Genomic DNA, 24102 nt, shown 5'->3' on the forward strand with positions numbered 1-24102 from the left:
CACGACTGTTAATCCGAGTGCACCCCAGATTGGTGGCCTACGCGGCGAAGGAGTCGGCGTGGCAAAGACTGATTCGACGGGTTCCACTTGGCGGTACCGCTGGGCGCAGCGGCAGAACGTGCGACGGATCAGCACGTACCGCGGCGCGGAGACGGCCTGGCGGCGACGCGACGACGAGTTACGCCGGCTGCGCGCCCTCGCCGCCGACTTCCACGGTTCCGCCGCCGCCGGCGCGGGCCTTCCACTCGAACTCCTCGACGACGAGGTGGTGCTCTGGGCGCTGCCCGCCGCCCAACTGGTCGAGGTGCGACACACGGCGGTGCTGCCCGCGCCGGACCTGACGGTCGCCGTGCCGGCCGCGCCCCTGCGGCCGCGCCGACCCGACGGCGTACGCGTCACCGACGCCGGCATGGCCGTCATCACCAACCGCCGGTTGGTGCTGCTGGGCGGGCGCGGTCGACGCGACTGGGCGTACGGCCGCATCACCGGCCTGGCCCACGACCCGGCGGCGCCGGTGACCCTGATCCAGGTGCTGGACCGGCGGCGTACCTCCGGACTGTTGCTGCCCACCGACGCGGCGGCGGACTTCCGGTTCAAGCTGACGCTGGCCTTCGCCGACTCGATCGAGCAGCGCGCCGCGGTGCTCGAACAGTTCGACGAGCTGATCGCCGAGCACGACCAGCTCAAACCGTTCCGACCGGCGGTGGCCACGCCGGGCCAGGCCCGACTCTCGTCCCTCGTGCCCGGCGGCCGACGGTCGATCGCGGTGGCGGCGGCCGCCGCGCTGCTCGTGCCGGCGGCGCTCGTCGACTCGGACCCGTCGCACCCGACCGGTGGCGCGGAGGTCGCCGTGGCGGCCACGCCGGCCCCGACCGGCAGCGCGTTCCCCGCGCTGCTGCGGCCGGCGATCCCGTCGCCCGCGCCCACCGGCGGGGCCAAGCGGAAGCCGTCGCCACGTCCGTCGCCCAGCGCGACGTCCGGTCCGCGCTGCGGGGCGCCGGAGAACCCCCTGGGGTACGACTTCTGCGGCGGGACGCGGATCCGCCGGCCGGCCGCCGAGGTGTGCGACTGGTTCGACTGCGTGCCGCAGTTCTGGGCCGGTCGGGGCTACCTGGTGCAGTGCCGGGACGGCTCGGTGAGCCTCGCGGGCGGCCGGGCGGGCGCGTGCGCCGAACACCGGGGTGTCCGGAGGACCGTCACGAAGTAGCGCGTTTGGGCCATAACGATCGTTCAGGTCGGCCAGAATGATTGAGTGGAGATCCGATCCGACGACGGCGCCCGGGTGCGGATTCGCCCGGTCGGCTACCAGCCGGGCATCGACCCGCCCGACGACCCCGACCTGGCCACGCCGGGCTGGCAGGACTGGCTGCTCATCGAGGTGGACGCCCGTACCGCCGACGGTCAGCTCTGGTCGCACCACTACCCGAGCCTGCTCGTCGAGGAGGCCCGCGCGCTGGGCAGTTGGCTGCACGGTCAGGCGACCGCCGCCCTCGGGTCGAACCCGCCGCCGGCGATGGTCCGCTTCACCGAACCGAACCTGGCCCTGCGCACCCGGGTGATCCGTCGTCGTCGGCTGGAACTGATCGTCGAGTTCTCCGCCGAGTCGCTGCCCCCGTGGATGCGCCGACCGGCCACCGCCGTCTATCCGCTGATTCTCACCGTCTCCGCGGACGCGCTCGCCGTCGCCGCCGACCAGTGGGCCGGGCACTGTGCGGCGTACCCGCCGCGTACGTCATCGCGGTTCCCGGTCGACGACCCGCTGCTCGGTCACCTGCCGCGCCGGCGACGCGTGGGCTGACCGCTGAGGGCTGAACCGAGCGCGACAACGAAAGCCGCGTGCAGGTCGCGGCGCAGGGCCTGTGTAGGGTGATCGTCGTCAGCCATGAGAGGAGGTGAGCCCGGTGACCACCCATCGTCATTCCTGGGCGCTCCTCTCGGCCGTCCCCCTCAGCTGACCTCTCGCGTCGGGGAGCGCCCTCCTTCACCGGAGGACAAATGTCTGTCTCCTCGTTCCGCATCGACGTCCCGGCTGCGGTTCTCGACGACCTGCGGGCCCGACTGGCCCGTACCCGCTTCACGGACCGCAGCGGCACCCGACCCTGGCAGGGCGGCGTCGATCCCGACTACCTGCGGGACCTGGTGTCCTACTGGCACGACGGGTTCGACTGGTCAGCTCGCCAGGCCGAGCTCAACGCGTACCCCCAGCACCTGGCCGTCGTCGGCGGCCGGAAGCTGCACTTCCTGCATGTCCGGGCCGCGCGCCCGGCGGGCGCGCCCGCGCCGTTGCCGTTGATCCTCAGCCACGGCTGGCCCAGCAGCTTCGTCGAGATGCTGCCGCTGGTCGACCGACTCACCGACCCCCACCGGCCCGGCGGCGCGTTCGACGTGGTGGTGCCCTCACTGCCCGGCTTCGGCTTCTCGGCGACACCGAACGAGCCGGTGACCCGGGCGCTGCTGGCCCGGACGCTGCACGAGCTGATGACCGACGTGCTCGGCTACGAACGCTACGGCGCCTTCGGCGGTGACGTCGGGGGAGTGGTCACCGGTTGGCTCGGCGCCCTCTACCCGGAGCAGGTGGCTGGCATCCACATGATCCATCCACCGTTCCCGGCCAGCTTCGACGCCCACCCGCTGTCGCCCGCCGAGCAGGCGTTCCTGGACGCCGAGGCCGCGTACGACGAGACCGACGGCGGCTACAGCGCCATCATGGGCACCCGTCCGGACACCCTGGCAGCGGCGCTCGCCGACTCACCCGCCGGGCTTGCCGCGTGGATCGTCGACAAGTATCGGGACTGGAGCGACAACCACGGCGACCTGGCGAACAGCATCGACCGGGACACCCTGCTCACCATCATCACGCTGTACTGGGTGACGGGCACGATCGGTTCGTCGTTCCGGCAGTACGCCGACTTCGACCACAACACGCCACGACCCGACATCACCGTGCCCGCCGCGTTCACGCTGAGCACCGAACCTTCGCAGGCAAATTTTCCCCGCTCGATCGCCGAGCGGGCCTGCACCGACATCCGGCACTGGAGCGAACCGGGTCGGGGCGGGCACTTCATGCCGCTGGAGGAGCCGGACCTGCTGGCCGGTGAACTGACGCAGTTCTTCACCTCGCTGCGCCCGTAGTGCTGTCCCGGCGGCTGCTCCGGTTCTCCGTCGGAGCAGCCGCCGGCGTCCGTCAATTCTCTCCTTTGCGGACCAAAGGGATGCATCGATTCGATCGGCGTTGCCTGTCACGTACGTGAGCGGTTGTACCGCGTGTGACCGCTTTGGCATCCTCTCCCTGGCGGCTGGCCTGGGCCGAACGCGAGAACGAGCGGCGTCAGCGCGCGTACCGCGACGACGCCGCCGCCTGGCGTCGACGCGAGGACCACCTGGTCCGGCTGCGAATCGAAGCCGCCGGCTTCCTCGGATGTACGCAACCCCGCGCCGGCCTGCCCGTCGACCTCGACGAGGACGAGCTCGTCTTCCGGGTCGTACCCGTCGCCACACTTGTCGAGGCCGAGGCTCGGCACGTCCCCGGGCTGCCCACACCGGGTTCGTGTTCCTTCGCTGAGCCGTCTTCCGAGGCCCTGCCACCGGGCCTACGTGCCGTTGACACCGGCATGGCCGTGGTGACCAGCCGACGGGTGGCCTTCGCCGGCGACCACCGGCGCGAATGGCGGTACGCCGACCTGCTCGGCGTCGCCCACCACCCGGACGTGCCGGTCACCCTGCTGCACGACGACGGCCGGCTGTCCGGCCTGCGGGTCCCGGCGAGCGCCGCCGTGAACGTCCGCTTCTACCTCACCCTCGCCGTCACCGCCGATCGTGCCGCTCTCGTCGGACAGCTCGACGACCTGCTGGCCGCGCACCGGGCATCCCCGCCCGCGCCACTGCCGACGGTCGGGCCGGCCGACGCGCCGCTGACCGCGGTACGCCCCGACCGCCGGGCGCTCGCCGTCGCCGCCGTCGCCACGGTGGTGTTCGCGACGCTGGGCCCCGGTGCGGTGGGACCGACGCCGACCGGGCCGATGCGGGATGCCGGATTGAGTGCTCCGCTGCGGACGCCTGCTGCCCTGACAACGCCGCGAGCCCTCGCGGTCGGGCCGGCGCTCGTGGTCGGGCCGGCTCGTGTGATCGGGCCGGCTCCTGTGGGCGGGCCGGCTTCTGTGGTGGGGCCGGTGCGTCCTCCGGCGGCCGGCCCGCCGCGGCTCGCTGCGAACCCCTCCGTGGTCGTGGTGCCCTCGACGTCGCCGGCTGCTGCCCTCCGCTCGACGTCGCCGGCGGTCGCCGCCGCGCCGTCCACGTCGCCGGCCGTCGCCCTCACGTCGCCGGCTGCCGAGGCGATGCCCTCGGTTGTTCCCACCCCGTCGTCGTCGTCCGACCCGGTGCCGACGGCCCTGCCCATCGTGTCGCCGTCGCCCACGCCCACCGCGACGCCCGACCCCGCGCTGCTGACGGTATGTCTGGACCCGTCGTTGCCGCTTGTGGAACGGCTGCTCTGCCCATCGCCCGGCCCTTGATCCCGGTGCCCCTCGACGTGTGACCGCCGTGCCGTTCGGCGCGTGTTGGACGTGCCCCGCGTTGTTCCGTGCCCGTGGTTCGGCGAACGGTGGTCGGATCAGGTCGTGCTGTTCGTATCGCGCAGAGATCTTGGACAGTTTCCGTTGTCAGCTCAGTTGTCAGCTAACGGAAACTGTCCAAGATCTCCCGATCTCAGGGTCAGGTCGCGGTGCCGAAGTCGGGGAGGGTGAGGGTGCCGTCCGGGCCCAACGTGAAGCCGGGATTCCAGGCGATCTCCCAGACGTGGCCGTCCGGGTCGGTGAAGTAGCCGGCGTACCCGCCGTAGAACGTCTCCCGCGCCGGCTGGGTCACCTCGGCACCGGCCTCGGCGGCGGTCGCGATCACCTCGTCGACCTCGGCCCGTGAGCGCACGTTCTGGGCCAGGGTCAGCCCGCCGAAACCGCCGGTGTCCGGGTTGGGCACGCCCGCGTCGGCGGCCAGCTTGTCGCGGCTCCACAGGACGAGGGCCAGGCCGCCGGCCTGGAAGAAGACCGTCCCCTCGACCTCCTGGCCACGCCAGCCGAGGTGCTCGTAGAAGGCCTTGGCGCGCGCCAGGTCGGCGACGCCGAGAGTGACCAGACTGATCCGCTGCTCCATCTCCGTAACCTAACTGGATCATTCGGAGATGTGGCAGGCGACGCACCAGCAGGCCGTATCGGTCATGAACGCCTCGCTGAACTACACCTGTATAGCATCGTTGCTATGGCATGGAACGGCGAGCTGCGTGAGCGCCGGATGGCTGAGCCGGGCGCTGGTGAGGCGTACGAGGCGACTCGGATCGCCTTCGAGCTTGGCCAGGAAGTACGTCACCTGCGGAAGGGACAGGGTTGGAGCCAGAGCCAGTTGGCGCGAGCAGCCGGCATGACTCAGTCGGCGGTAGCCCGCTTCGAAGCCGGCGGGACCGTGCCGACTTTGCCCGTGCTGGAACGCCTCGCTCGCGCTTTGGACAGGCGGCTGGATATCAAGTTCGCGTCGGACGCCGACGCCCATTGAGCGCGTTCGGCTAGGCTGCGATCGCTTTGGCGGTGGCGTACACGTCGGCGGGTAGGGCGTGGTGGAGTCGCCAGAGAATCCGCATCGGCCGGTCGCCGGTGTGCGACTCGTACGTCATCGTGCCCGCGTAGAGGTACGGCGGCGCGCCCAGGTCGCGGTCGGCGACCCGGGTCTCCCGTACGAAGAGGTGCACTGTTGAGCCGCCCGACGTGTAGCGCTGTCCGGTCGCCGACGCCGCCGAGGTGGTGCTCTGCGACTCCCACTGGAACAGCGTCTCGGTGATGGCCCGGTCGGCGTACATGGTGGTGGGGGAGTAGTGCGCCTCGGACTTGACGAGCGTGACGAAGAACAGGTCGGCCTGGGCGTCGGGCAGCCACTTCACACCCTCACGCAGCGATCCCGGATTGGACATCCCGAACGCAGCGCACGCCTCGTTGCGGCTGTACCGGGCGTGGACCCGCAGCGGCACGGCACCCGGGGTGGCAGCCGGGGTGACCCGATGGATGCGGTCCCGCAGCACCTCGGCGACCTGCCGTAGCTCGGCGCAGCGCGCCGGCTCCTTCCACAGTCGCGCCAGCCGCTCTTCGCGCGTGGCGAGGGGTGTGGAAGGCCCCCAGAGACTGAAGTGCAGCATGTCGAGCAGGCGGCCGCTGCCCGCGTACACCTGCTGACCTGGCGCGGGCGGTCCGGCCGCGACCTGGGTCAGCAGCTCGAGCCGGTCGGTGTCGTCGGTGTGCAGCATGCGGCCGATGGCGCGGCCCAGCTCGCGGTCGTCTTCGCCGGGCGCGGACGTCTCGATGCCGGCGAGGCGGCGCAGACCGGTCCAGCCGCCGAGGCTGGCCGACCGGTATACATCCTCGATCTCCAGGCCGGTCTCCCGCAGATACGTGGCCAGGCTGACGTCGCCGAGGTGCCGCAACTCGGACACCAACCCGGCCTTGGAGGTGGGCAACGCCGACTTCAGGTTGGCGAGCACCTTCTCCTTGGCCACCCGGTCCAGCTCGACGTGGCAACCACTCGGCAAGCTCGGGAAATCGTCGCGGACCGCCTCGGTGATGGCCCGTCGGCTCACCCCGGTCAGGGCACGCCACCGCAGGTCGAAGCGGAAGTTCGCGTGCTGGCCGCCGATGAAGTCGAGCACCGTGAGGCAGGGCTTGTCATCGTCGAGGCGCAGGCCGCGGCCGAGCTGTTGCAGGAAGATCGTGGCGCTCTCGGTGGGCCGCAGCATGAGGATCGTGTCGACCATCGGCAGGTCGACGCCCTCGTTGAACAGGTCCACCGTGAAGAGGACCCGCAGCTTGCCGGCCTTGAAGTCCCGCAGCAGTCCCGCCCGGTCGGTGCCGGCCCGGGATGTCACGGCGGCCGACGCCACACCGTGCTGGTTGAACCAGTCGGCCATGAACTCGGCGTGCCTGATGCTCACGCAGAACCCGAGCGCCCGCATCCGCCCGACGTCCACCTTGTCGCGGACCGCGTGCAGCACCAGCCGCGCCCGGGCATGGTCGGCGGTGTAGAGGGTGGTGAGTTCGGCAAGGTCGTAACCCTGGCCGCGTTTCCAGGTGACCTGCGACAGGTCGACGTCGTCGTGCAGCCCGAAATACTGGAAGGGCGCCAACAACTGCCGCTCCAACGCGTCCCACAGATGCAGCTCAACGGCCGTGCGGCCGTCGAACCACCGGCGGACGTCGCCGCCGTCCGCCCGGTCGGGGGTCGCCGTCAGCCCGAGGAGTACGCGCGGACGCAGCCGCTCCAACAGCCGCGTGTACGTGGGCGCTTCGGCGTGGTGGAACTCGTCCACGATCACCATGTCGTACGCCTCGGGGTCGACCTCCCGCCGGTGCAGCGACTGGATCGAGGCGAAGACGTGCTTCCAGCCATTCGGCCGCTCGCCGGCCACCAGAATCTCGCCGAAACTGCCGTCACCCATGACCTGCCGGAACGTCGACAGGCTCTGCCGCAGGATCTGCTCCTGGTGCGCGACGAAGAGCAGCGAGTCCGCCCGGTTGGCGCGGTGCAGCCGGCGGTAGTCGAGGGCGGCGACGATGGTCTTGCCGGTACCCGTCGCCATCACCACGAGGTTGCGCCACCGCCCGTGCACCAACCGCTCGGCGTCCAGGTCGGCCAGGATCTCCGCCTGATACGGGTACGGGCGCACGTCCAGGTTCGAGATCTCGGTGGGTGCCTGGTCACGGCGCTCCCCGGTGAGAGCCTGCCGCAGCCGCTCCGCGTCCCTGGTCGCGTCGTACGCCTCGAACGCCGGATCGTTCCAGTAGTCCTCGAACGTCGCCGTGAACGTGTCGATGACGTGTGGCTGCTCGATGTTCGAGATGCGCACGTTCCACTCGACGCCGTCGACCAGCGCGGTCTTCGACAGGTTCGACGAGCCGACGTACGCGGTGGTGGTGCCGTTGTTTCGGCGGAAGAGCCACGCCTTGGCGTGCAGGCGCGTGGTTCTCGTCTCGTACGACACCTTGATCTCGGCGCCGAGTTCGCTGAGTCGGTCCAGCGCTCGCTGATCCGTTGCGCCCAGGTAGGTCGTGGTGATGACGCGGACCCGGCCGCCCCGCGCGATCAGCTCGCGGATGGGCTGCTCGACGATGCGCAGGCCGTACCACTTGATGAACGCGCAGAGCAGGTCGACGCTCTCGGCCGACGCCATCTCGTGGTTGACCTCGTGGCCGATGCGGGGCTGGTGGCGGCCGTTGACCAGCAGCGCGCCGGTGGAGAGGGGAGTGGTGGGCCGCTGCGGGAAGGCTGGTAGCGCCGGCGGTGTGGGCGGGGCGGCGATGGCGTGGAGCAGGTGCTTGGCGTCGGTCACCTGGTCCTGATCGGTCGTTGCCTTGGGGCTGAGAGCAGCGATGGCGTCGGCGATCTGGTTCGCCATTGCTATCTGGTGACGGAGCTTGTCGTCGCCGTTGGGGACGGACTGAAGGGCTCGGGCGGTTAGGGTGGCGATGTGCCGGGCGAGGGCGGTGTGTGCGTCAGCCGGGTCGAGGTTGTGGCGTTGGACCAGTGCGGGGTCGATGTGCTGGAGGTGGTCAGCCAGCTCACGGGTGATCAGGTGCTCGTACACACCCCGCTCAAGATCCGTCATCCAGGCAATCTAATCGGTCGCAGCGCTATCGCGTTGCCTTGCCCGGCGCAGAATTCAATGTGTCGGCTCGCCGACAGATAAGTAGTACGGCGTACAAGCTTGACGGCACGGGTGCCGTGGACCAGTCGGTGGCGATTTGCGCCGTGTATACCACTGGGCGGTGACGCCGCTACCTGCCTAAACAACTTCCCAGGCCGCCGCCGTTAAATCGTTCACTTTGACCTCCCCTGGTATAGCAAGTCGGAGATGGGTGGGTCTGCTTGGCCGAACGGAGTGATCACCTGGTCTCCCACAGCTGGGCTCTGGCGGGTAATCTCCCCGAGCACGTGTGTGGAGCTGTTGGCTCGATGCTTGGTGGATTGAGGGAGCACTACATGCTGAATTGGCATCCGCGACAACAGCTGGGGCCGTCCTGCACTCGGGCGACGACCACGGCATTGGCGCAGGCTCGACGTCCAACTTCGTATTGCACCCGAGCCTCGTTCCGGTCGCCGTTCCAACGCGGCAGTCTCCACTCTGGAAGGTTTACGGCTCGCCGTCGATTTTCCGCCAAGACGAGCGAGGGCCACTAGTGTGCCTTCGGCGGGTCCCGCAATGGAATATGTGATTTCGGATTATTCCAACAATCGAGAGTTCGGCACTATGGCAGAGTGGTCTCTCGGTCTCATTGCGTTTGTCGCGCTAGCTGCGCTGATCATTGCTGCTTATCGGCTGGGTGCTCGCCCCGCGGCGACGAGGGAGCGAAGTGTAGATCTTGGTGGCGTGTGCCGCCGAGATCATGCTACAGAGTTGGAACGCGCTTTGGAATTGGCCGTGCGGGCGAATTCATACAGGCTTGACCGCGATGCGGCTCCGGGTGTCCGGCTGGAAGCGGCTCTTCGCGTGACGCCGAGCGACTTCGGCGTCGGCGCTGTTGAGATCGCTGAAATTCTCCAGGCGGGCCGGGTTGCTTCGATCGACTTGTCTTGCATGGCACCGTATGAGGCTGCGCGCCTCGTGAATTATTGCCACGGCCTGACAGTCATGGCGAATGGCTGGATCTTTCGACTAGCCCAAAACGTAATTGTTATTACTCCCGGTTCTTGAGGTATAAGGAGCTTCCTTGCCCACGCCTAGCCAGCCAGAGCAAGTGTTGGTACTGAACCACGCAATTCGGCAGACGGAGCACGAGCTGGAGTATGCGCGAGCGCGACACCGGTGGTCGAACCTGTCCATGGCCTTCGGTCCAGTGTTGCTTGTAGTGCTCTATGCCCTGTATTGGCTGCCCTGGCTAAGTGGGGACGCGAAAAAAGTTGTCCTTACGCCCGCGTTTATTGTCGCCATCCTGTTCGGAATTGCGGCTTACTTGCTCAAGCGCTACCCCGGTGGGTATGTGCCGAAGGGTGCCTCGATTCGTGCGGCTCGCCCGTCGGAAAGCGACCTCGAGCTCAAATTGGCCCGCCTGCGTGACGAGCGGAAGCTGGTGGTCGCAAGCCTCGAAGGAGACCTAAAGGTCCGTCGAGTTGCATACAAGGAAGACGCCTATTTTGACATCGACCAGCTGAGGAGCGAGAGTAGGCAATATAGACTTGTCAACAATATCTTCCAAGGCTTTCTGATTATTGGATCCCTGGCGGCAACGGGAATCGCGGGAATTTCCGAAGAGATGACGTGGGATCGCTGGACGGTTCTCGGTATCACGTTTCTTGTCGGTGCCGCAAGCGGCTTTATGGGTTACTTCAAGTACAAGGAACGGAGCTTCTATCTGCAGCAGACCGCCGATGCGATTGAGGCAGAGTGGGAGGCCGTCGAAGTTGGTGTCGGGAGATACAAGCGCATCCCGTCCGAGGAAGAGCAGCTGGCTGAGTTCGTTGAGGAAGTTCATCGCCTGAAATCAGAACAGAAGAAGCGCCAGCAGAACCTTGAACAGCCTCCAGAGTCGCGGAATCAGGGCGAGTGAATTTGGCATTTATCGTCGGCTTCTATGGGCTGGGATCGAGCGTTAACGTTCGGCTCGGGGAATATCGTGGTGGGTGGGCCGTGCTACTTGTTCGTGCGATGTCAGTAGGGGTTTAATGCACATTGTCTTCGGTGCAGGCCACCACGCCTAGCTAGGGGCAGGACGAATTTGCGGTGCGGACCATGACATCGAAGGTTGGTGCGGTCTCCCAGTTAGGTCGTAGCTTGGTGACCTTGTTCCAGCCCCAGGATCGGTATGCCAGTTGGGCGGCAGCATTACTGGGAAGGACCAAGAGCGTCGTTCGCAGCTCAGCACGGCCCGCCATCAGCTCGTCATGCAGCGCCGCCGCGATGCCCTGACGTCGCCAGGCGGGGTGTACCAGCAGCTCGCTGAGCGCGAAGGTGCGCCTACCGTCTTCCTCGGTGAACCCTGGTGGCACAGGCTCGTGGATGCCTTCCCACCACCGTGTTTGCGCGGGTAGCGGAAAGCCGTAGATGTAACCGACGAGGGCCCCGCCGACAGTTGCGGTAACCAGCTCCCACCCAACTCGCTGCATATGTAGGTCGAGCTGCCGCCGGTAGCGCTCCTCGCTGTAGAACTCGCCGCCACCCGCGTAGACCTCCAGGTAGAGGTCCACGAGCTGATCGATGATGTCCTTGGCCTCGTCAGCGCTGTAATGGCGAAGTTGCAGGCCCTCGATCACAAGCTCACCGCCTGGTCGTGGGCGTCGACGAACTGACGGGTTGTCGCGGTTGCCTGCCGTGGCGCCGCCAGATTCCGACGCACGTCCGCAAGATGTTGACTCACCCGCTTCGATTTGATCTGGCGGACAGCGGGCAGGACGTCCAGAGCGACTCGCGCCGCCTCGTTGACGTCGCCCTGCTGGCACACGGCCTCCGAGAGCCTCACCGTGTAGTAGACCCGGTTCCGCCGATGAGCCGGAGAGGGGTTGGCGGCGATCGAGCGCAAGGACTGAGCAGCGCGTTCGGGTCTGCCGAGGGCAAGGTAGGAAAGCCCTTCGATCCCGCTCAGCTCCTGGACGTTGACGAAGTGCACGAAACCCTGGTCATCCTCGTGAGGTCCGCGGTCCAACTCACGCCGGGCCTTGGTCATTTCACGGCTGAACCCACTGGCATCCCTCAGGACGGCGTATGCGTGTGCCCTGCGGAGGTGTAGCAATGTGGTGAGTCGAGGCGTGGCCCACCCTGCGGAGATCCGTAGGGCTGCCTCCGCGCAGTGCAAGGACTCGCCTGGCTGACTCTCGCGGATCAGCAAGGACAGGTGCGTGAGGGCGCGAACTTCCGCCTGTGGGTCGTCGGCGATCCGGGCGCGAGTGATTGCCTCATGCAGGTACGGCCGCGCCTCGGACCGGCGATCCGCGTCGATGGCGAGCCAGGCGGCCTCGATGGACAGATCGGCCAGGGCGCTCTGAAGCGCGTCGCCGACCTCGCGGCTGCAGGTTGCCCGCGCTGCCCAGGCCGACAGCCTGGTGTGTGCCTGCATGGCGACGTCGCAGAGTAGGTCTGCCCCGACGGCCGCATCAACCCGCCGGAGATCGTCAACCAGGGACCCGGCGAGACGTACCTGTTCCATGCCGATGCTTCCTGGCACTTCAGCAGACGGCCCGGGCAGCAGGTATGTGTGACCGCCTGCGGCGAGTCCCGCGAGTGCGGCCAGGACGTTGAAGCGTCGGCGGTCCGTTACGCCACCCCCTTGGCTTGGTGCCTGTTCCACGTTAACCGCCACGGCTGCTTGATCGCCTCGTTCGCTTACCTGATCGTCGCCGCGTGCGCCAACCATCTCGCCATCCGAGAGGCTTGCATCATCGACCCAGCGATGCTGGCCGGGAAGGCGGAACCAAAGGTTGGAGGCCGGTATCCCAAGGAGCTGCGCCCAGTGCGCCAGCCGGTCCAGGTGTACGAGTGGCGGCCCGTTCTCCACGCGACTCAACTGCGCCTGCGTGATCCCCAACCACCCCGCCACCACGCTCTGCGGCAGCGCGACCCGACCGTGGTACGGATGGCAGCGGTACGCCCGGATCACCCGCCCCAGATGCCGCTCGGCGAGCGCGAGTCGCACCGGTTTGTGGTCCCAGAAGTTCGCCGGCACCACCGGCGGCGCGCTCAGCCTGTCCCGTTCGGCGGCCTGGCACGGCGTACACCGTCCGGTGTCGTTGTCCCGGGCCAGCCGTCCGCCGCACCGAGGGCAGTTCGCGTGAGTCACCGGCGGCTCCGTCCGTCTCGCCACATCGAGCGTATCCATTGAACACGCTGCGTGGAGCGCTGGTATACGCGCGACGCATATCGCCAATGGACCGCCGGATACACGAACTCAGGACTGGCGTAACGCCCGCAGCGCCTCGACCACCACGCCCCAACGCCCCGGCCCGTTCACCGAGTCCAGCGGCTTGCCGTTGGCCACGATCACGCCGGCGGCGCGCAGAACCGCCAGGTGACCCGCGTAGGCGGGGTGCGCGGCCAACTCCTCCTTGGTGTGCGGGAACGCGATGATCGGCAGCCCCGCGCCCAGCGACTCGTTGAGGACGCCGAGCGCCAGCGTGTCGTTGATGCCCAACGCCCACTTGGTCACCGTATTGAACGTGACCGGGGCGGCCACCACCACATTGGCGGGCGGGTGCGGCTCGGGGTCGCCGGGCATCCGCCACTCCACGCGTACCAGATAGCCGGTTTTCTCTTGCAACGCCGCCCGGTCGAGCCACTGCGCGGCGGTCGGGCTGACGATCATGCAGACCCGCCACCCGTCGGCGATCAGGAGGTCGACCAGCTCGTCGATATTTTCCGCCGGACCCGCGGCGCAGACGACCAGGTACAGCACCGGGCGTTCCGTCATGCCCGCAGTCTGCCCGATTCGGCAGCCACGGCGTGAAGCGGATACCGATCGCGTATGCCGTTAACGATCACCGTGGCATGCCGATGTGCCTGGTCAGGCGTGACAGTCGCTGCATGGCCCGGGGCGGGTGCTCGGCCTCGGAGCTGTGCCGGCCCTCATCGGCGCAGCTCCTCCCGCCCCGGTGCCAGCCCACGATTCAACGACTTGGAGCCGGTATGCCCACCGCGATCGACGACGACCACTCGGCCCGCGCGAGTCTGGCCGCCGCCTGGGCGTCGGTCGACGTGCGGGCCGCTGCCGACTTCTGGTGCACGGTCGAAGACCGTCGGGCCGATCTGCTCCCGCACCGCGACGCGCCGCTGTTCTTCACCGCGCTGGGCCGCCTCCTGGCCGGCGGTGACAGCCCGGCGAACAGGGCGGCGCTGCTCCAGGTGCTCGGCCGCGCGTACCGTCACTTCGACCTGCTCCCGCACGCCACCACCATTGGTGACGCCTTGCTCGCCACCGTCGCTCGACATGCTCAGCCAGTGTGGACGCCGCAGCTCACCGTCGTCGCCGAGCGCGCCCTGTGCCGCGCCACGCACGCCATTCGCCGCGCCGCCGGGCACGCCGGCGACGGCCGAGCCTGGTGGCACGTCGAGGTGATTGGCCACGATCGGCCGTCGCCCGACATCGCCATGCTGACGGTACGTCCCTTGCGGCGCCTGCCCTTCCAGCCAGGTCAGGCCGTGCCGGTCTGCACGCCGCGTCTGCCCGGGCACTGGCGTTGGCTGTCGCCGGCCAACGCCCCACGCGCGGACGGCACCGTCGAGCTGCACGTCCGCGCCGTACCCGGCGGCACCGTCTCCCACCGCCTGGTTCATCAGGTACGCCCCGGCGAACTGCTCTGGGTCGGCCCACCCGTCGACACCTCGCTGAGCCTGGACCCGGCGGGCACCAACGATCTGCTGCTCGTGGCCGGTGGCACCGGGCTGGCGCCGCTGCGCGCCCTGGTGGAGCAGGTCGCCGCCGCACCGAACGGTCGACGGGTGACGCTTGTGGTCGGCGCGCGCACGTTCACCGACCTGTACGACGCAATCGCCCTCGACAAGCTGCAGTGCGCCCACGACTGGCTGACCATCGTGCCGGCCTTGTCGGCTGACCCCTGCGCCGAGCCGGCCGAGCAGGGCGGTGCCCTGACCGTCGCCCTCGACCATCACCAGCCCGGCCAGGACATCTACGTCTGCGGCCCACCCGCCATGGTGGCCGACGCGCGGTCACGGCTGTGCGCCCTCAACATCCCCTCGACCCCCATCCACCTGCCCGAAGGGTTCACCCACTGACTGCCGTGCCTTCTCATCGATCGATCACCATGAGAGGCTTAAACGCCTGAGAGTGTTCGTCTCGGTGCGGGGGGTAAGCGGCGTGCGGGGTGCTGACGGTCCGTCCGGTTGGTCGGTCGAGAAGTTCGGGCTGCCTCTGGCAACCTCCCTGCGCAATCTGGTCCCGGCGGCGCTGGGCCGCGCGGTCGAGCTCGCGCAGGGTGCGCGCGACGCATCGGAGTTGGACACCGACCACGCTTTCGGCCCCGTCCGGTGGAAGCAGCAGTACGAGGTGTTGCACGAGTACCTGCGCGACCTCCCCGACGTGGTCGGTGTCCATCCGCCCGGTGCCCAGGTGCGGGTCACCATCTGTCGGGGGCATCTTCTGTTGCCCTGGCGGTACGCGACTCGGAGCGATGTCGACATGCGCGACGCTCGTCCGGGGCGTGACCTCAACCGGCTGATCCGAGACCTGCTGATCCTCTTCGGGCCTGAGCCGGGTCATGAGGAGGTCACACTCCCGCTGATGCCGCTCACACCGGAGGAGGCTCGTGACCGCTCAGCTCTGCGGGAGGCCGTGGAGCAGTTGACCGACGAGCCGAGGGTGCTGCTCGTCGGGTTCGCCTGCAACTCCGACGACGGTCTGCTCCGGGTCTCGTGGGGCGAGGCCGCTCTGCTTAGCCCCAACGAACTCAGATGGGGCCACGTCGAGGACCTGCCAGTCGCACGAGCGCGATGACAGCTCCACGGGACCGCGAAAAATGATTCAGGTCAGTAGCGTCTGGGCGTGCCCGACATCCCTTCCGGCGATCCGCTGTCCGGCTTCAGCCCCGCGCGTCCCTACACAAGGGACGCCGCCGATGAGGCTCCACGCATGCCCGGCGTTCACGTTGTCATCGAGGACGGCACGGTCGTCTACGTCGGCTCGACGGGAGATCTACGTCGACGTCTTCGCCAGCATCTGACCGGCAATCGGGGCTCATCGGTCCTGCACGAACAGGTCGGCCGATTGCTCGACCAGCGCGGTGCCCCGGCGGCTGCTGCCGACGTCGCAGACTGGCTGTCGCACTGCGACCTCCGCTGGTTGCGGACAGACGATGCGCAGGAAGCGAAGGATGCGCTGGTCGCGTCCCTCGGGCCTCGTTTCAACAGGCAGGTGCCGAAGGAGTCGGGGTTGCCCGGAGTCTCCGCGAAGCAGCGCCAGTTCGATCGCCTGAAGTCCAGCCGGTACTACGGTGGAGTGCTCGATGCGGTCCGCGCGTATCTGCACGTCGCTGTGCCCGACGCCGCTGACAAGGAGCGGGAATATTGGGCGCTGTCCTGCCTGCCGGCGACCTTTGCCGGCCGACTCGCCGCAGTCAGCATGAAGCGGATGGAGACGTTCGTTCTGGCCGAGCCCGCCGAGCCGGCCGAGCACTCGCTGATCAGTGGCTTCGTCATCGTCAGATGGTCGGCCCTACGCCAGCACTGGCCGACGTTTCAGGCGTTCGTGGACGCCTTCCCCGATCTGGCCATCGGCGACTCCGACTACGCGGACCCTGGGCCGGACCAGGTCCGGGTCGATGGCTGGCATCACGACCTGATGGCCGCTTTCCGCGACGACCGATTCGCCGCGGCCGTGCGTGCTCTCACCGAGCCGCTGCTGAGAGTCCGAACCCTGCACGCCGCAGGACACAACGACCAACTCGCCGAGCGGGTGTTGAACAAGGTACGGCCGGCCGAAGTAGACAACCTGAATAGGTCCCCGGACGACAGCAGCGCTGTCGAGTCGGACGCTGCGTCCGAGGGGCGGCGTAGGAGGCTGGCCGAGGTCACCGCACGGCAGGGGCAGGCAGACTTCCGCCGCCGGCTCATGACGGCGTACGGCAACCGGTGCGCGATCACCGGGTGTGATGCCGAGGCCGCGCTTCAGGCGGCACACATCGACCCGTACGACGGACCGGCCACCAACCAGGTGAACAACGGCCTCCTGCTCCGCGCTGACCTGCACAACCTGCTCGACCGAGGGTTGATCTGGATCGACGAGTCGTACGTCGTGCACGTGGCGGCAGGCATCGCGCACTACTCCGGCTACCACGGTCAGCAGATCCGCCTGCCGGAAAGTGCCGATGACCGGCCAGACCTCGAAGCGCTTCGTCGGCACCGACGGGCCGTGGCCCGCATTCCCTGACCTTGAGACGCCAGATCCAGGGGCGGGACAGTCGGAGGCAGGTCCCCGTGAAGCGTGATACCTGTGAGTCATAGTTATGACTCACAGGTATCACGCTCGTCAGGCCAAGGCCCGCCGGACCGGCCGGTGCGCGGTCAGGACGACGTGTCGCCGAACTCGCGCACCCCGTCGACGTCCAGGGTGATCCGCTCGTTCTCGGTCCACTGGCCACTTCCGAGCCAGCTCGGGTCGTCGCGCTCGTCGATGTCGCTCCAACTGTGCCGGTGGTGGCGGAGCTGGATCGGCCCGGTCGACGCCCCCGGCGCGAGCGTCCCGCCGGTGAAGGCCAGCTCGACCCAGCCGGGAACCGTGGTGTCCGGGGTCGGATAGCCCGGCGGCACGAAGAACTGCACCGTCTGCCGGACCTGGTCGCAGCCCAGCGCGGCCCAGTCGCAGTTGGTCACCAGCGACGTGTTGCCGCCCTCGAAGCGCAGGTGGTAGCGCACCCGCACGGTGCTCAGATCAAGTGGTCGGTCGCCGGTGTTGGTGACCTGGAGGACGTACTGGATCTGGTTGTTCGTCGGTGACCAGTCCAGGTTGCGGTAGCTGACCGTGGCGCGGCCGGCGGCCGTGCGGACGGTCGTCGTGGCGGAGCTGTCGGAATAGCCGCCGGGCGCGCGGGCGGCGACCGCGATCCGGTACGTGGTGCCGGGGGCCAGGTCGGTGAGCGTGAGGGTGGTGGCGGTGGTGGTGCCAAGGAGGCGGTACACGTGGGGGCCGAGCGGCACCTGCACCTCGTAGCTGATCGGGCCGTCGCCGGTCGGTTCACCCGCCCAGGCGGCGGGTGTCCAGGTCAGGGTGAGCTGGTGTGGCTCGTTGGTCAGCACGGTTGGACTGCCGGGGGTGGTCAGCGCCGGGATGTCGTCGGCGCGGGCGGGGGCGGCGAAGGACAGGCTCGCGAGCGCGGCGAGGAGGACGACGGCGGTGGCACGGCGGGAGCGCATGACCCGAATCGTATCCGCAATCAATAATGATCAATGCCTATTCCCACGTGGTGGTGGTGCGGCTGAGTGGGAAACGCATACATGACCCAATGGCGCATTGTCAGAATGTTGCACCGACTCCACCTGGCGATCAATCGTGGTCTCTTCATAGGCTGATTCGACTGCGCCCACATCGCGAGGTGTCGAATGGTCATTCCTCGTCCTGTTCGCACGCTGCTCGCCGCCGTACTCAGTGGTCTTTTGATCGTTTCTTCGGCGCCCGGCCCCGCTCGCGCCGCGGCGGTTGTCGGTCCGGAAATGGCGGCGTATCTGGCCGCGCACCCGGGCGGAAAGGCGATCAGCGACAACGAGATCAGCTACGACGGCGGGATGCTCGTCGTCAGCCTGCGGCGGCCGATCGGCACGTTCGTCGCCGCCGACTGCCCCTCGGGTTGGTACTGCTTCTACGAGTGGCCGAACTACGGCTACCCCCGGGGTCGGCTCTCCGACTGCGGCCGGCAGAGCCTCGCCACCTGGCAGTGGCAGTTCCGGGTCGAGTCGGCGCACTACAACCTCGGCAGCGGCTCGGTGTCGTTCTACTACTACGACACCCGGCTCTTCGACATCGGTGCGGCCAACCGGGTCCGCAGCGACGCGGCGCCCTACCGGAACTGGCCGAACTACGTGCAGCGTCGCTGTTGAGCGCCGCCGAGCGATCAGGCGCAGCCCGGCCCGGCGGTCCGATCGGTCCGCGCCTTGCTGCGGATGAGCACGTACTCGACGATCTGGTTGCCGGCCACCGTCGTCGTCTCGTGGCTCAGTAACTCGCCGGTATGCGGGTCGAACTGCACCGTCTCCCGGCGGCCCAGGCTGTCGTCGGCGCTGAAGGCCAGGCCGGGTCGGTCGTCCCAGTCCGGGTACACGCCCCGATCCTGGATGTCGGGCGTCGCGGCCAGCTCGGACAGCAGCGCCGAGACCTGAGCCGGGCTCAACAGGTGGTAGCGGAAGATGCGGCTGACCACCGTGAGCATCCCGGCGGCGGTGCGTAGCTCCGGCGGCAGTTCGCCCAGCTGGTCGGCGAGTTGCCGACGCAGCTCCACCGGGTCGGCCGAGGGCACCGGCGGAATCTCGGCCAGGTCGCCCCGACCGTAGGGGGCCGACATGGGCTTGCCGGAGGGATGGCCGCCCTTCACCACGGTGACGGTCCGACGGCCGGAGAGGGCGGGTGTCCACCACAGCTGTTCGTCCCGGTAGCTGTCCCGATCGACCCCGGGCGCGAGGTCCGCGGGTGACCAGGTCCGCAGACAGGCGACGGTGTACGACCCGTCCGCGACCGTCGCGGTCAGCCCGGCCACCGCCAGCGCGAGGTCCGCGAGACGCCGTCCACCCCCGGTGTACGCCGGGGTACTGCCCGCCGACGACCGGGCACCGGGTGGGGACTCCGTCGTCGGGGTGACCCCGGTCTCCCCGCGTCCCCGGATCGCGGAGCTGCCGACCGCCACCAGCGGGGTCAGCGACACCCCGCCGAGCAGGATGGCCAGGACGGCTCGCCGCAGTTTGGGCGGCAGTCGGCTGATCCGGCTCGGACCCGGCGGCACCACCGAAGGCCCCTCGCCCACTGGGCAGCGGGGTCGCGGGATCGCGTTGGTCCGCGCGGCGACGACGTGCCGAGGTGCCGGCCGGTTGACGCGCCGTTCTCCGGCACGCAGGACCGGCCGGCCCGACCCACCGGCGCGGGACGCGCTGGGGGCGTTCCCCGTCGGTGCGCCCGACCGGTTGCCGGCCGGGCCGTTGCCGGTCGTTGCGGAGCCGGGTCGGCCGCCGTCCGGCTTCGGGGTCGTCCGGTTGCTCGCCGGCGTGCCTCCCAACGCGGCGGGGAGACCCGGGTGGAGGTGCGACGTGCCCTCGTCGGTGCCGGCGGTCGGCGAGGGCCGGGACTTTCCGTGCCAGCCGCCGGGTGTGGGCCGCTGCTGAATCGGGATCGTCCCCCAGGGCCACGCCGGCGCTTCCGGGTCGGCGGGAGGTCGGGCCTGGTCGGCAGGGATGCGGTCCAGCGTCACGCCGCGGTTCTGCTGGCTCGGCAGCGGCCCCACCGCGTCGAACCGGGCCGACTGGTCGTTGGTGGACGGCGGCCACGCCAGGGCACCGGACAACGGCAGGGTCGGCAGGCCGGCCGACGCCGGCGGTACGAGCCCACGGCGGAACTCCCGGTGGTGGGCGCGTGCCGCTTGCGCGGCCAGTCGGAGGTACCAGGCGCGCCCCTCGGTGCCAGCGTCGTCGTAGGTGCAGCAGATCAGCGCCTGACTCAGCAGGCTGAGCAGGTACTGTGCCCGCCAGATCGACGCCCAGCCGTCCTCCTTGGCGAGGGCCGACCCGACCGCGCAGCTCGCCCTGATCACCTTGGCGGTCAGGGCGGGTAGCCGCTCCGAGGCGCGACCGGCCGGATCGATCAGCAGGGCGCGCAGGGCGTCGGCCTGGACGGTGCGGGGACTCGCGGCCACGTCGGTCAGGACCAGATCGAGGAGCAGGCTGCACAGGTCACGGGTGAGCGGCGCGTCGACCGCGAAGCGGTCCATGTCGACGAGGCAGAACTTCTTGACCTGCACGTGGCCGGCGAGCGAGCAGGGGTAGAGGACGTTGCGCCCGTGCAGGTCGCCGTGCGACGCCCCGCAGAGCTGGTCGAGTTGCCCGTCACCGAAGAGGGATCCGGCCGCGGCGAAACGGAGCGGGTTGGGCACCACCACCCCGCTCGCCGAGTCGTACAGCCACTCGGCGGCGAGATCGCCGAGGCCGAGCGCCATGACGGCTGCGTACACCTCGGCCTCGGCCTCGGCGTCGACCAGCTCGCGGCGGACGAACCGGCTGACGGTGGTCGGGGTGATCCGCCGTGCCGGGCGGTGCCACCGCCACACCCCGTCGAGCAGCGCGCGGTAGGCATCCTTGGAGTACTCGTCGTCCACCTCGGCGAGCGGTACGACCTTCTCGGCGCCGCGCGCGATGGCCTGGAACATCAGGTACCGGCCGTCGCCGACCGGGTGCGGCGGGTACGGCTGGGGGACCAGGTGGCGCTCGGCGAACTCCGCGTCGAGCCGGAACGCCCGCGCGTGCCGGGCGGTCTCCTCGCGCGCCTGCCGGGCCGACAGGAGCTTCACGTACAGCAGTTCGGGGTCCTGGCCGTCGCTCCGCTGCACGATCACCGGGATCAGCTGCGCCCCGCTGCGCCCGCGCAGTCGGATGCCGTTGCTCGGCGCACGGACCGTGGCGTCACGCCCGGTCGCCCAGTCGCGCAGCGCGACCGAGACCATCGCATCCAATATGTACTCTTCGAACTCGTCGCCGAGGCCGTCGCCCATGTCCGCCGTTGGACCTTCCACGAGTGGTGAAAGTGGACGCGGACGAGCAGGGGTGGCACGTCCGAGTGAGGGATGCGCGGGTGGGCGCGAGCCTCAAGCTACCGCAATTTTCGGGCGAACGCGGTATTAATTCGCAGCCGGTCCCGCATCTACTTAAAGGTAATAAAGCATTACTTTGCGCGTGTGTGGCAGCGCATTCCGTGACATCAAGAAAGGTGGATATAGGATCGTCACGGAAAGGGAGGTGCCGGTGACTGAACGCATGGAACCCCTGCTCCAGCGGCAGCGCCGTCCCGACATGATGGCGCTGCTGCACGCCATGTCGGTCTGCCACCGGCGCGCACAACGGCTCGACAACCTGCGAATGGCACTCTCCGTCGCGATCGGAGTCGGCGGTGCCGCCGTCGCGGTCACCGGTGTATCGGCGGTCGGCATCACCGCCGCGGGCGCCCTCTGGGCCGTCGTCAACGCCATCGGGCTCGGTACCTGGTCGACCGGCCAGATCCGCCGGGCCGCCACCCTCCAGGAGATGTTCGACGTACGCCTCTTCGACCTACCCTGGAACACGGTCGCGGCGGGCGACCCACTCGGCCCGGAAGAGGTGAGCCGGCTGGACCGCGCCTACCGGGGCGACGAGCGGTACCTCCGGGACTACTACGAGGTGCCGCACCTGCCCCGCCCGTACGACGTGCTTGCCTGCCAGCACCAGAACCTGGGGTGGGGCGCGCGGGTCCGCCGACGGTACGCGTACACCGTGCTCGCCGGGGTGGCGCTCTGGGCCGCTGTCGGCGTCGTCTTCGCAGTATCCGCCGAGCTGACCGTCGCCGACCTGCTCACCCAGTGGTTCGTACCGTCCCTCGGCGTCCTCCTGCTGGGCGTCGAGATCTACCGGGGTCAACGCGACGTCGCCGCCGAGCGGCACCGCGCCCTTGCGATTTTGCAGAGGCAGATCGTCGCCGCCGTGGAGGGCGACGAGACCGACACCGAGTCGCGCCTGCTCACCCTCGCCCGGCAGACCCAGGATCTGATCTTCCAGAGTCGGCGGGGGCAGGCACGCGTACCCGACTGGTTCTTCCGACGGTTTCACGCCGCCGACCGGGTTGACTTCCAGGCCGCGATGGTGAGCCTCGCCGAACTGCTGGGCGCGCGACCGCCGGCGGCCCGCACCGACTGACTCGGTCGGGGCCACGGTACGGCCGTACTCACCTCCCGTCGGTGCCGACGATGCGCGTGCGCAGATAGGCGTGCGATACCGCGATATGGCGTCAGCGGACGGCGTGCGCGAGTGTCCGACCGTAGCGTCCGAACGGCGCAGGTCTTCAAGCGCCCGACCTGAGGGAGGTAGCCATGCCGAGGCCGTTACCGGGGGAGCAGGCCCCGATCACCGTGCAGCTGGACCGGTGGCGGGCGGGGTTACCGCCGGACGCCTGGCCCGACAGTCTGCCGGCGAGCGGCGAGATCTGGCGACAGGACGTCTTCGCGGTGGCCGATGCGTACCGCACTGGCTCCGCGAGTCCTCGGCAACTGCTGACCGCTGTGCTGGTCTGGGGTTACGGACCCATCGGGTACGGGCCGTGGCGCGCCGCCAGGTCGCTCGAAGCCGACCTTGACGGCAAACGCCTGGCGTACGCGCTTGAGGAGGTGTCCGCATCAGCGCCCGACGAGGCGGCGCTGGGCACCGCGTACCGCCGTTTCCGCGATCCCACCCACGCTCGTCTGCCGTGGCTGGGGCCGGGACTGTTCACGAAGGTCCTCTACTTCGCCGGCTACCGGCGTGGGGTGGGCGGTGTGCAGCCGCTGATCCTCGATCGCGTGGTGGCCGGTCGCCTCCCCGCCGAGGCCGGGGTGACTCGGCGCAACGGTTGGTCGCCCGACGAGTGGCTGGCCTATCTGCGCTGGGCCGCCGAGCAGGCCCAGCGCAGGGGAGTCGAGCCGGACGCGGTGGAGTTGGCTCTCGTGCACCACACCGAGGCGGCTAGGACGTAGCGCCGAGGCGGGCGTCGAGGGCGTCGAGGTCCGGCACGAACCAGATCTGCTCGCCCCGGTTCGACTCGTGCACGAGAGCGCGCAGCGCCGAACTCTCCGCCAGCTGCGTCGAGATGTCGCCCACCACGGCGAGCCGCAGCCGGTAGTTGACGAACTTCTGCATCACCTCGCCGGCGAAGCGGGTGCCGAGCGAGAAGAAGCGGGCGTCGAGTCGGTTGGCGGGTACGGCCACCACCTGGGCGCCGACGAAGGCCGCGCCGATCAGGTCCAGCGCGTCCTGCTCGGTCGCTATCGGCGGGCCGGCCGGGTCGCAGACCAGCACGTGGACCCCGGCGCGTTCCTGCATCTCGTCAGGCATCGTGGACCTCCCGGTCGATCAGGCCGTTGTCGGCTGTGAGGACGGCGTCGAGCAGGTGCAGCAGCTCGGCGGTGCCGGCGGGATCGCCGATGATGATGATCTTCATGCGGTGCCGCTCCTCGTCGTGCACGGTCTGCACCCGAAACGGGTTGGCGGGATCGTGCCGGTTGTTGGCGCTGGCGAGCACGAGCGTGCCGAGCCGGTCGGCGGCCGCCCGGTCGACCCCGTCGACCTGCACGATGCTCGACACCTCGGCCGCTGCGGTGGTGGTCGCGGCGGCTCGGGTCTGCCCGGTCAGGGCGTCGAGGTCCCTGGCGGCGATCCGGTACTGCTTGCCGATCCGCACCGCCTTCAGTCGGCCGGAGCGGATGTAGCCGCGCACGGTGCGCACATGCAGCCCGAGCCGTTCGGCCACCTGCTCGACCGAGTACATGTCATCCTTCATCGCTCCCTATCCTAGCCGAACAGGGAATGTTAGGGAGTGATGGGGAAGGTGGTCACATCTGAATCGTTGACGACATCAGCGCCAGAGGGGCTGCGACACA

The 24102-nt window shown here is 69.0% G+C and carries 22 protein-coding genes; 13 read left to right on the top strand and 9 right to left on the bottom strand.

What is annotated here, in order from left to right; all coding sequences use genetic code 11:
- The first annotated feature begins 58 nt into the window (after positions 1-58).
- The 4 genes from ACN263_RS04090 (at position 59) to ACN263_RS04105 (ending at position 4511) form a co-directional block, all read left to right on the top strand.
- Positions 59-1207 (top strand): hypothetical protein, encoded by a 1149-nt coding sequence (locus tag ACN263_RS04090; RefSeq protein ID WP_422738480.1) that lies wholly within the window; start codon positions 59-61, stop codon positions 1205-1207.
- A 45-nt stretch (positions 1208-1252) separates the two neighbouring features.
- Positions 1253-1798: a WapI family immunity protein gene (locus tag ACN263_RS04095; RefSeq protein ID WP_422738481.1), complete on the top strand. Its 546-nt coding sequence runs from the start codon at positions 1253-1255 to the stop codon at positions 1796-1798.
- A 197-nt stretch (positions 1799-1995) separates the two neighbouring features.
- On the top strand, positions 1996-3132 hold the full coding sequence (locus ACN263_RS04100) for an epoxide hydrolase family protein (RefSeq protein WP_422738482.1): 1137 nt from the start codon (positions 1996-1998) through the stop codon (positions 3130-3132).
- A 143-nt stretch (positions 3133-3275) separates the two neighbouring features.
- The gene (locus ACN263_RS04105) at positions 3276-4511 is read left to right on the top strand and encodes a hypothetical protein (protein WP_422738483.1); all 1236 of its coding nucleotides are present in this window, start codon (positions 3276-3278) and stop codon (positions 4509-4511) included.
- 199 nt (positions 4512-4710) lie between these two features.
- On the opposite strand, the gene ACN263_RS04110 is transcribed toward ACN263_RS04105, so the two are convergent.
- A complete protein-coding gene (locus ACN263_RS04110; RefSeq protein ID WP_422738484.1) occupies positions 4711-5148 on the bottom strand; it encodes a VOC family protein in 438 nt (145 codons plus the stop codon).
- A gap of 105 nt (positions 5149-5253) precedes the next feature.
- Here ACN263_RS04110 and ACN263_RS04115 point away from each other — a divergent pair, with 105 nt between their 5' ends.
- Entirely contained in the window at positions 5254-5544 is a 291-nt protein-coding gene (locus ACN263_RS04115; protein ID WP_422738485.1) for a helix-turn-helix domain-containing protein, read from the top strand.
- Between the two features lie 10 nt (positions 5545-5554).
- Here the strand turns inward: ACN263_RS04115 and ACN263_RS04120 are convergent, their stop codons facing one another.
- On the bottom strand, positions 5555-8638 hold the full coding sequence (locus ACN263_RS04120) for a DUF3427 domain-containing protein (protein WP_422738486.1): 3084 nt from the start codon (positions 8636-8638) through the stop codon (positions 5555-5557).
- Positions 8639-9232: 594 nt separating this feature from the next.
- On the opposite strand from ACN263_RS04120, the gene ACN263_RS04125 reads away from it, so the two are divergent.
- Positions 9233-9724 carry a cell division protein SepF gene (locus ACN263_RS04125; RefSeq protein ID WP_422738487.1) on the top strand — a complete coding sequence of 164 codons (492 nt, stop codon included), beginning with the start codon at positions 9233-9235 and terminating at the stop codon, positions 9722-9724.
- 16 nt (positions 9725-9740) lie between these two features.
- The gene (locus ACN263_RS04130) at positions 9741-10577 is read left to right on the top strand and encodes an SLATT domain-containing protein (RefSeq protein ID WP_422738488.1); all 837 of its coding nucleotides are present in this window, start codon (positions 9741-9743) and stop codon (positions 10575-10577) included.
- A gap of 151 nt (positions 10578-10728) precedes the next feature.
- Here the strand turns inward: ACN263_RS04130 and ACN263_RS04135 are convergent, their stop codons facing one another.
- The 3 genes from ACN263_RS04135 to ACN263_RS04145 form a co-directional block, all read right to left on the bottom strand.
- A complete protein-coding gene (locus ACN263_RS04135; RefSeq protein WP_422738489.1) occupies positions 10729-11280 on the bottom strand; it encodes a GNAT family N-acetyltransferase in 552 nt (183 codons plus the stop codon).
- Positions 11277-12800, bottom strand: coding sequence for a helix-turn-helix domain-containing protein (locus ACN263_RS04140; RefSeq protein WP_422738490.1), 1524 nt, complete (start codon positions 12798-12800; stop codon positions 11277-11279). The genes ACN263_RS04135 and ACN263_RS04140 overlap by 4 nt, the downstream gene beginning before the upstream one ends.
- A 108-nt stretch (positions 12801-12908) precedes the next feature.
- The gene (locus ACN263_RS04145; protein ID WP_422738491.1) at positions 12909-13427 is read right to left on the bottom strand and encodes a flavoprotein; all 519 of its coding nucleotides are present in this window, start codon (positions 13425-13427) and stop codon (positions 12909-12911) included.
- Positions 13428-13642: 215 nt separating this feature from the next.
- On the opposite strand from ACN263_RS04145, the gene ACN263_RS04150 reads away from it, so the two are divergent.
- From ACN263_RS04150 to ACN263_RS04160, 3 genes are all read left to right on the top strand, one after another.
- Positions 13643-14749, top strand: coding sequence for an FAD-binding oxidoreductase (locus tag ACN263_RS04150; protein ID WP_422738492.1), 1107 nt, complete (start codon positions 13643-13645; stop codon positions 14747-14749).
- Positions 14750-14831: 82 nt separating this feature from the next.
- A complete protein-coding gene (locus tag ACN263_RS04155) occupies positions 14832-15467 on the top strand; it encodes a hypothetical protein (protein WP_422738493.1) in 636 nt (211 codons plus the stop codon).
- A 48-nt stretch (positions 15468-15515) separates the two neighbouring features.
- Positions 15516-16898, top strand: coding sequence for an HNH endonuclease (locus ACN263_RS04160; RefSeq protein WP_422738494.1), 1383 nt, complete (start codon positions 15516-15518; stop codon positions 16896-16898).
- Positions 16899-17032: 134 nt separating this feature from the next.
- On the opposite strand, the gene ACN263_RS04165 is transcribed toward ACN263_RS04160, so the two are convergent.
- Positions 17033-17881, bottom strand: coding sequence for a cellulose binding domain-containing protein (locus ACN263_RS04165; protein WP_422738495.1), 849 nt, complete (start codon positions 17879-17881; stop codon positions 17033-17035).
- 297 nt (positions 17882-18178) lie between these two features.
- Here ACN263_RS04165 and ACN263_RS04170 point away from each other — a divergent pair, with 297 nt between their 5' ends.
- On the top strand, positions 18179-18562 hold the full coding sequence (locus ACN263_RS04170) for a peptidase inhibitor family I36 protein (protein ID WP_422738496.1): 384 nt from the start codon (positions 18179-18181) through the stop codon (positions 18560-18562).
- A 14-nt stretch (positions 18563-18576) separates the two neighbouring features.
- On the opposite strand, the gene ACN263_RS04175 is transcribed toward ACN263_RS04170, so the two are convergent.
- A complete protein-coding gene (locus tag ACN263_RS04175; protein WP_422738497.1) occupies positions 18577-21213 on the bottom strand; it encodes a hypothetical protein in 2637 nt (878 codons plus the stop codon).
- A gap of 250 nt (positions 21214-21463) precedes the next feature.
- On the opposite strand from ACN263_RS04175, the gene ACN263_RS04180 reads away from it, so the two are divergent.
- Together ACN263_RS04180 and ACN263_RS04185 are read left to right on the top strand one after the other, a co-directional pair.
- Positions 21464-22387, top strand: coding sequence for an S-4TM family putative pore-forming effector (locus tag ACN263_RS04180; RefSeq protein WP_422738498.1), 924 nt, complete (start codon positions 21464-21466; stop codon positions 22385-22387).
- A 173-nt stretch (positions 22388-22560) separates the two neighbouring features.
- Positions 22561-23199: a hypothetical protein gene (locus tag ACN263_RS04185; RefSeq protein WP_422738499.1), complete on the top strand. Its 639-nt coding sequence runs from the start codon at positions 22561-22563 to the stop codon at positions 23197-23199.
- Here ACN263_RS04185 and ACN263_RS04190 read toward each other — a convergent pair.
- Together ACN263_RS04190 and ACN263_RS04195 are read right to left on the bottom strand one after the other, a co-directional pair.
- Entirely contained in the window at positions 23189-23557 is a 369-nt protein-coding gene (locus ACN263_RS04190; protein ID WP_422738500.1) for a DUF4180 domain-containing protein, read from the bottom strand. The genes ACN263_RS04185 and ACN263_RS04190 overlap by 11 nt on opposite strands.
- The gene (locus ACN263_RS04195; RefSeq protein WP_422738501.1) at positions 23550-24002 is read right to left on the bottom strand and encodes a helix-turn-helix domain-containing protein; all 453 of its coding nucleotides are present in this window, start codon (positions 24000-24002) and stop codon (positions 23550-23552) included. The genes ACN263_RS04190 and ACN263_RS04195 overlap by 8 nt, the downstream gene beginning before the upstream one ends.
- Positions 24003-24102: the final 100 nt, after the last annotated feature.

Source organism: Micromonospora sp. WMMD729, from assembly GCF_049315225.1.
Lineage (GTDB): Bacteria > Actinomycetota > Actinomycetes > Mycobacteriales > Micromonosporaceae > Micromonospora.

Excerpts from the sequence above, each read along its gene's own strand:
- ACN263_RS04100 (WP_422738482.1), top strand. The coding sequence starts at position 1,996 with ATGTCTGTCTCCTCGTTCCGCATCGACGTCCCGGCTGCGGTTCTCGAC.
- ACN263_RS04110 (WP_422738484.1), bottom strand. The coding sequence starts at position 5,148 with ATGGAGCAGCGGATCAGTCTGGTCACTCTCGGCGTCGCCGACCTGGCG.
- ACN263_RS04115 (WP_422738485.1), top strand. The coding sequence starts at position 5,254 with ATGGCATGGAACGGCGAGCTGCGTGAGCGCCGGATGGCTGAGCCGGGC.
- ACN263_RS04120 (WP_422738486.1), bottom strand. The coding sequence starts at position 8,638 with ATGACGGATCTTGAGCGGGGTGTGTACGAGCACCTGATCACCCGTGAG.
- ACN263_RS04125 (WP_422738487.1), top strand. The coding sequence starts at position 9,233 with ATGGAATATGTGATTTCGGATTATTCCAACAATCGAGAGTTCGGCACT.
- ACN263_RS04145 (WP_422738491.1), bottom strand. The coding sequence starts at position 13,427 with ATGACGGAACGCCCGGTGCTGTACCTGGTCGTCTGCGCCGCGGGTCCG.
- ACN263_RS04150 (WP_422738492.1), top strand. The coding sequence starts at position 13,643 with ATGCCCACCGCGATCGACGACGACCACTCGGCCCGCGCGAGTCTGGCC.
- ACN263_RS04165 (WP_422738495.1), bottom strand. The coding sequence starts at position 17,881 with ATGCGCTCCCGCCGTGCCACCGCCGTCGTCCTCCTCGCCGCGCTCGCG.
- ACN263_RS04170 (WP_422738496.1), top strand. The coding sequence starts at position 18,179 with ATGGCGGCGTATCTGGCCGCGCACCCGGGCGGAAAGGCGATCAGCGAC.
- ACN263_RS04175 (WP_422738497.1), bottom strand. The coding sequence starts at position 21,213 with ATGGGCGACGGCCTCGGCGACGAGTTCGAAGAGTACATATTGGATGCG.
- ACN263_RS04185 (WP_422738499.1), top strand. The coding sequence starts at position 22,561 with ATGCCGAGGCCGTTACCGGGGGAGCAGGCCCCGATCACCGTGCAGCTG.
- ACN263_RS04190 (WP_422738500.1), bottom strand. The coding sequence starts at position 23,557 with ATGCCTGACGAGATGCAGGAACGCGCCGGGGTCCACGTGCTGGTCTGC.
- ACN263_RS04195 (WP_422738501.1), bottom strand. The coding sequence starts at position 24,002 with ATGAAGGATGACATGTACTCGGTCGAGCAGGTGGCCGAACGGCTCGGG.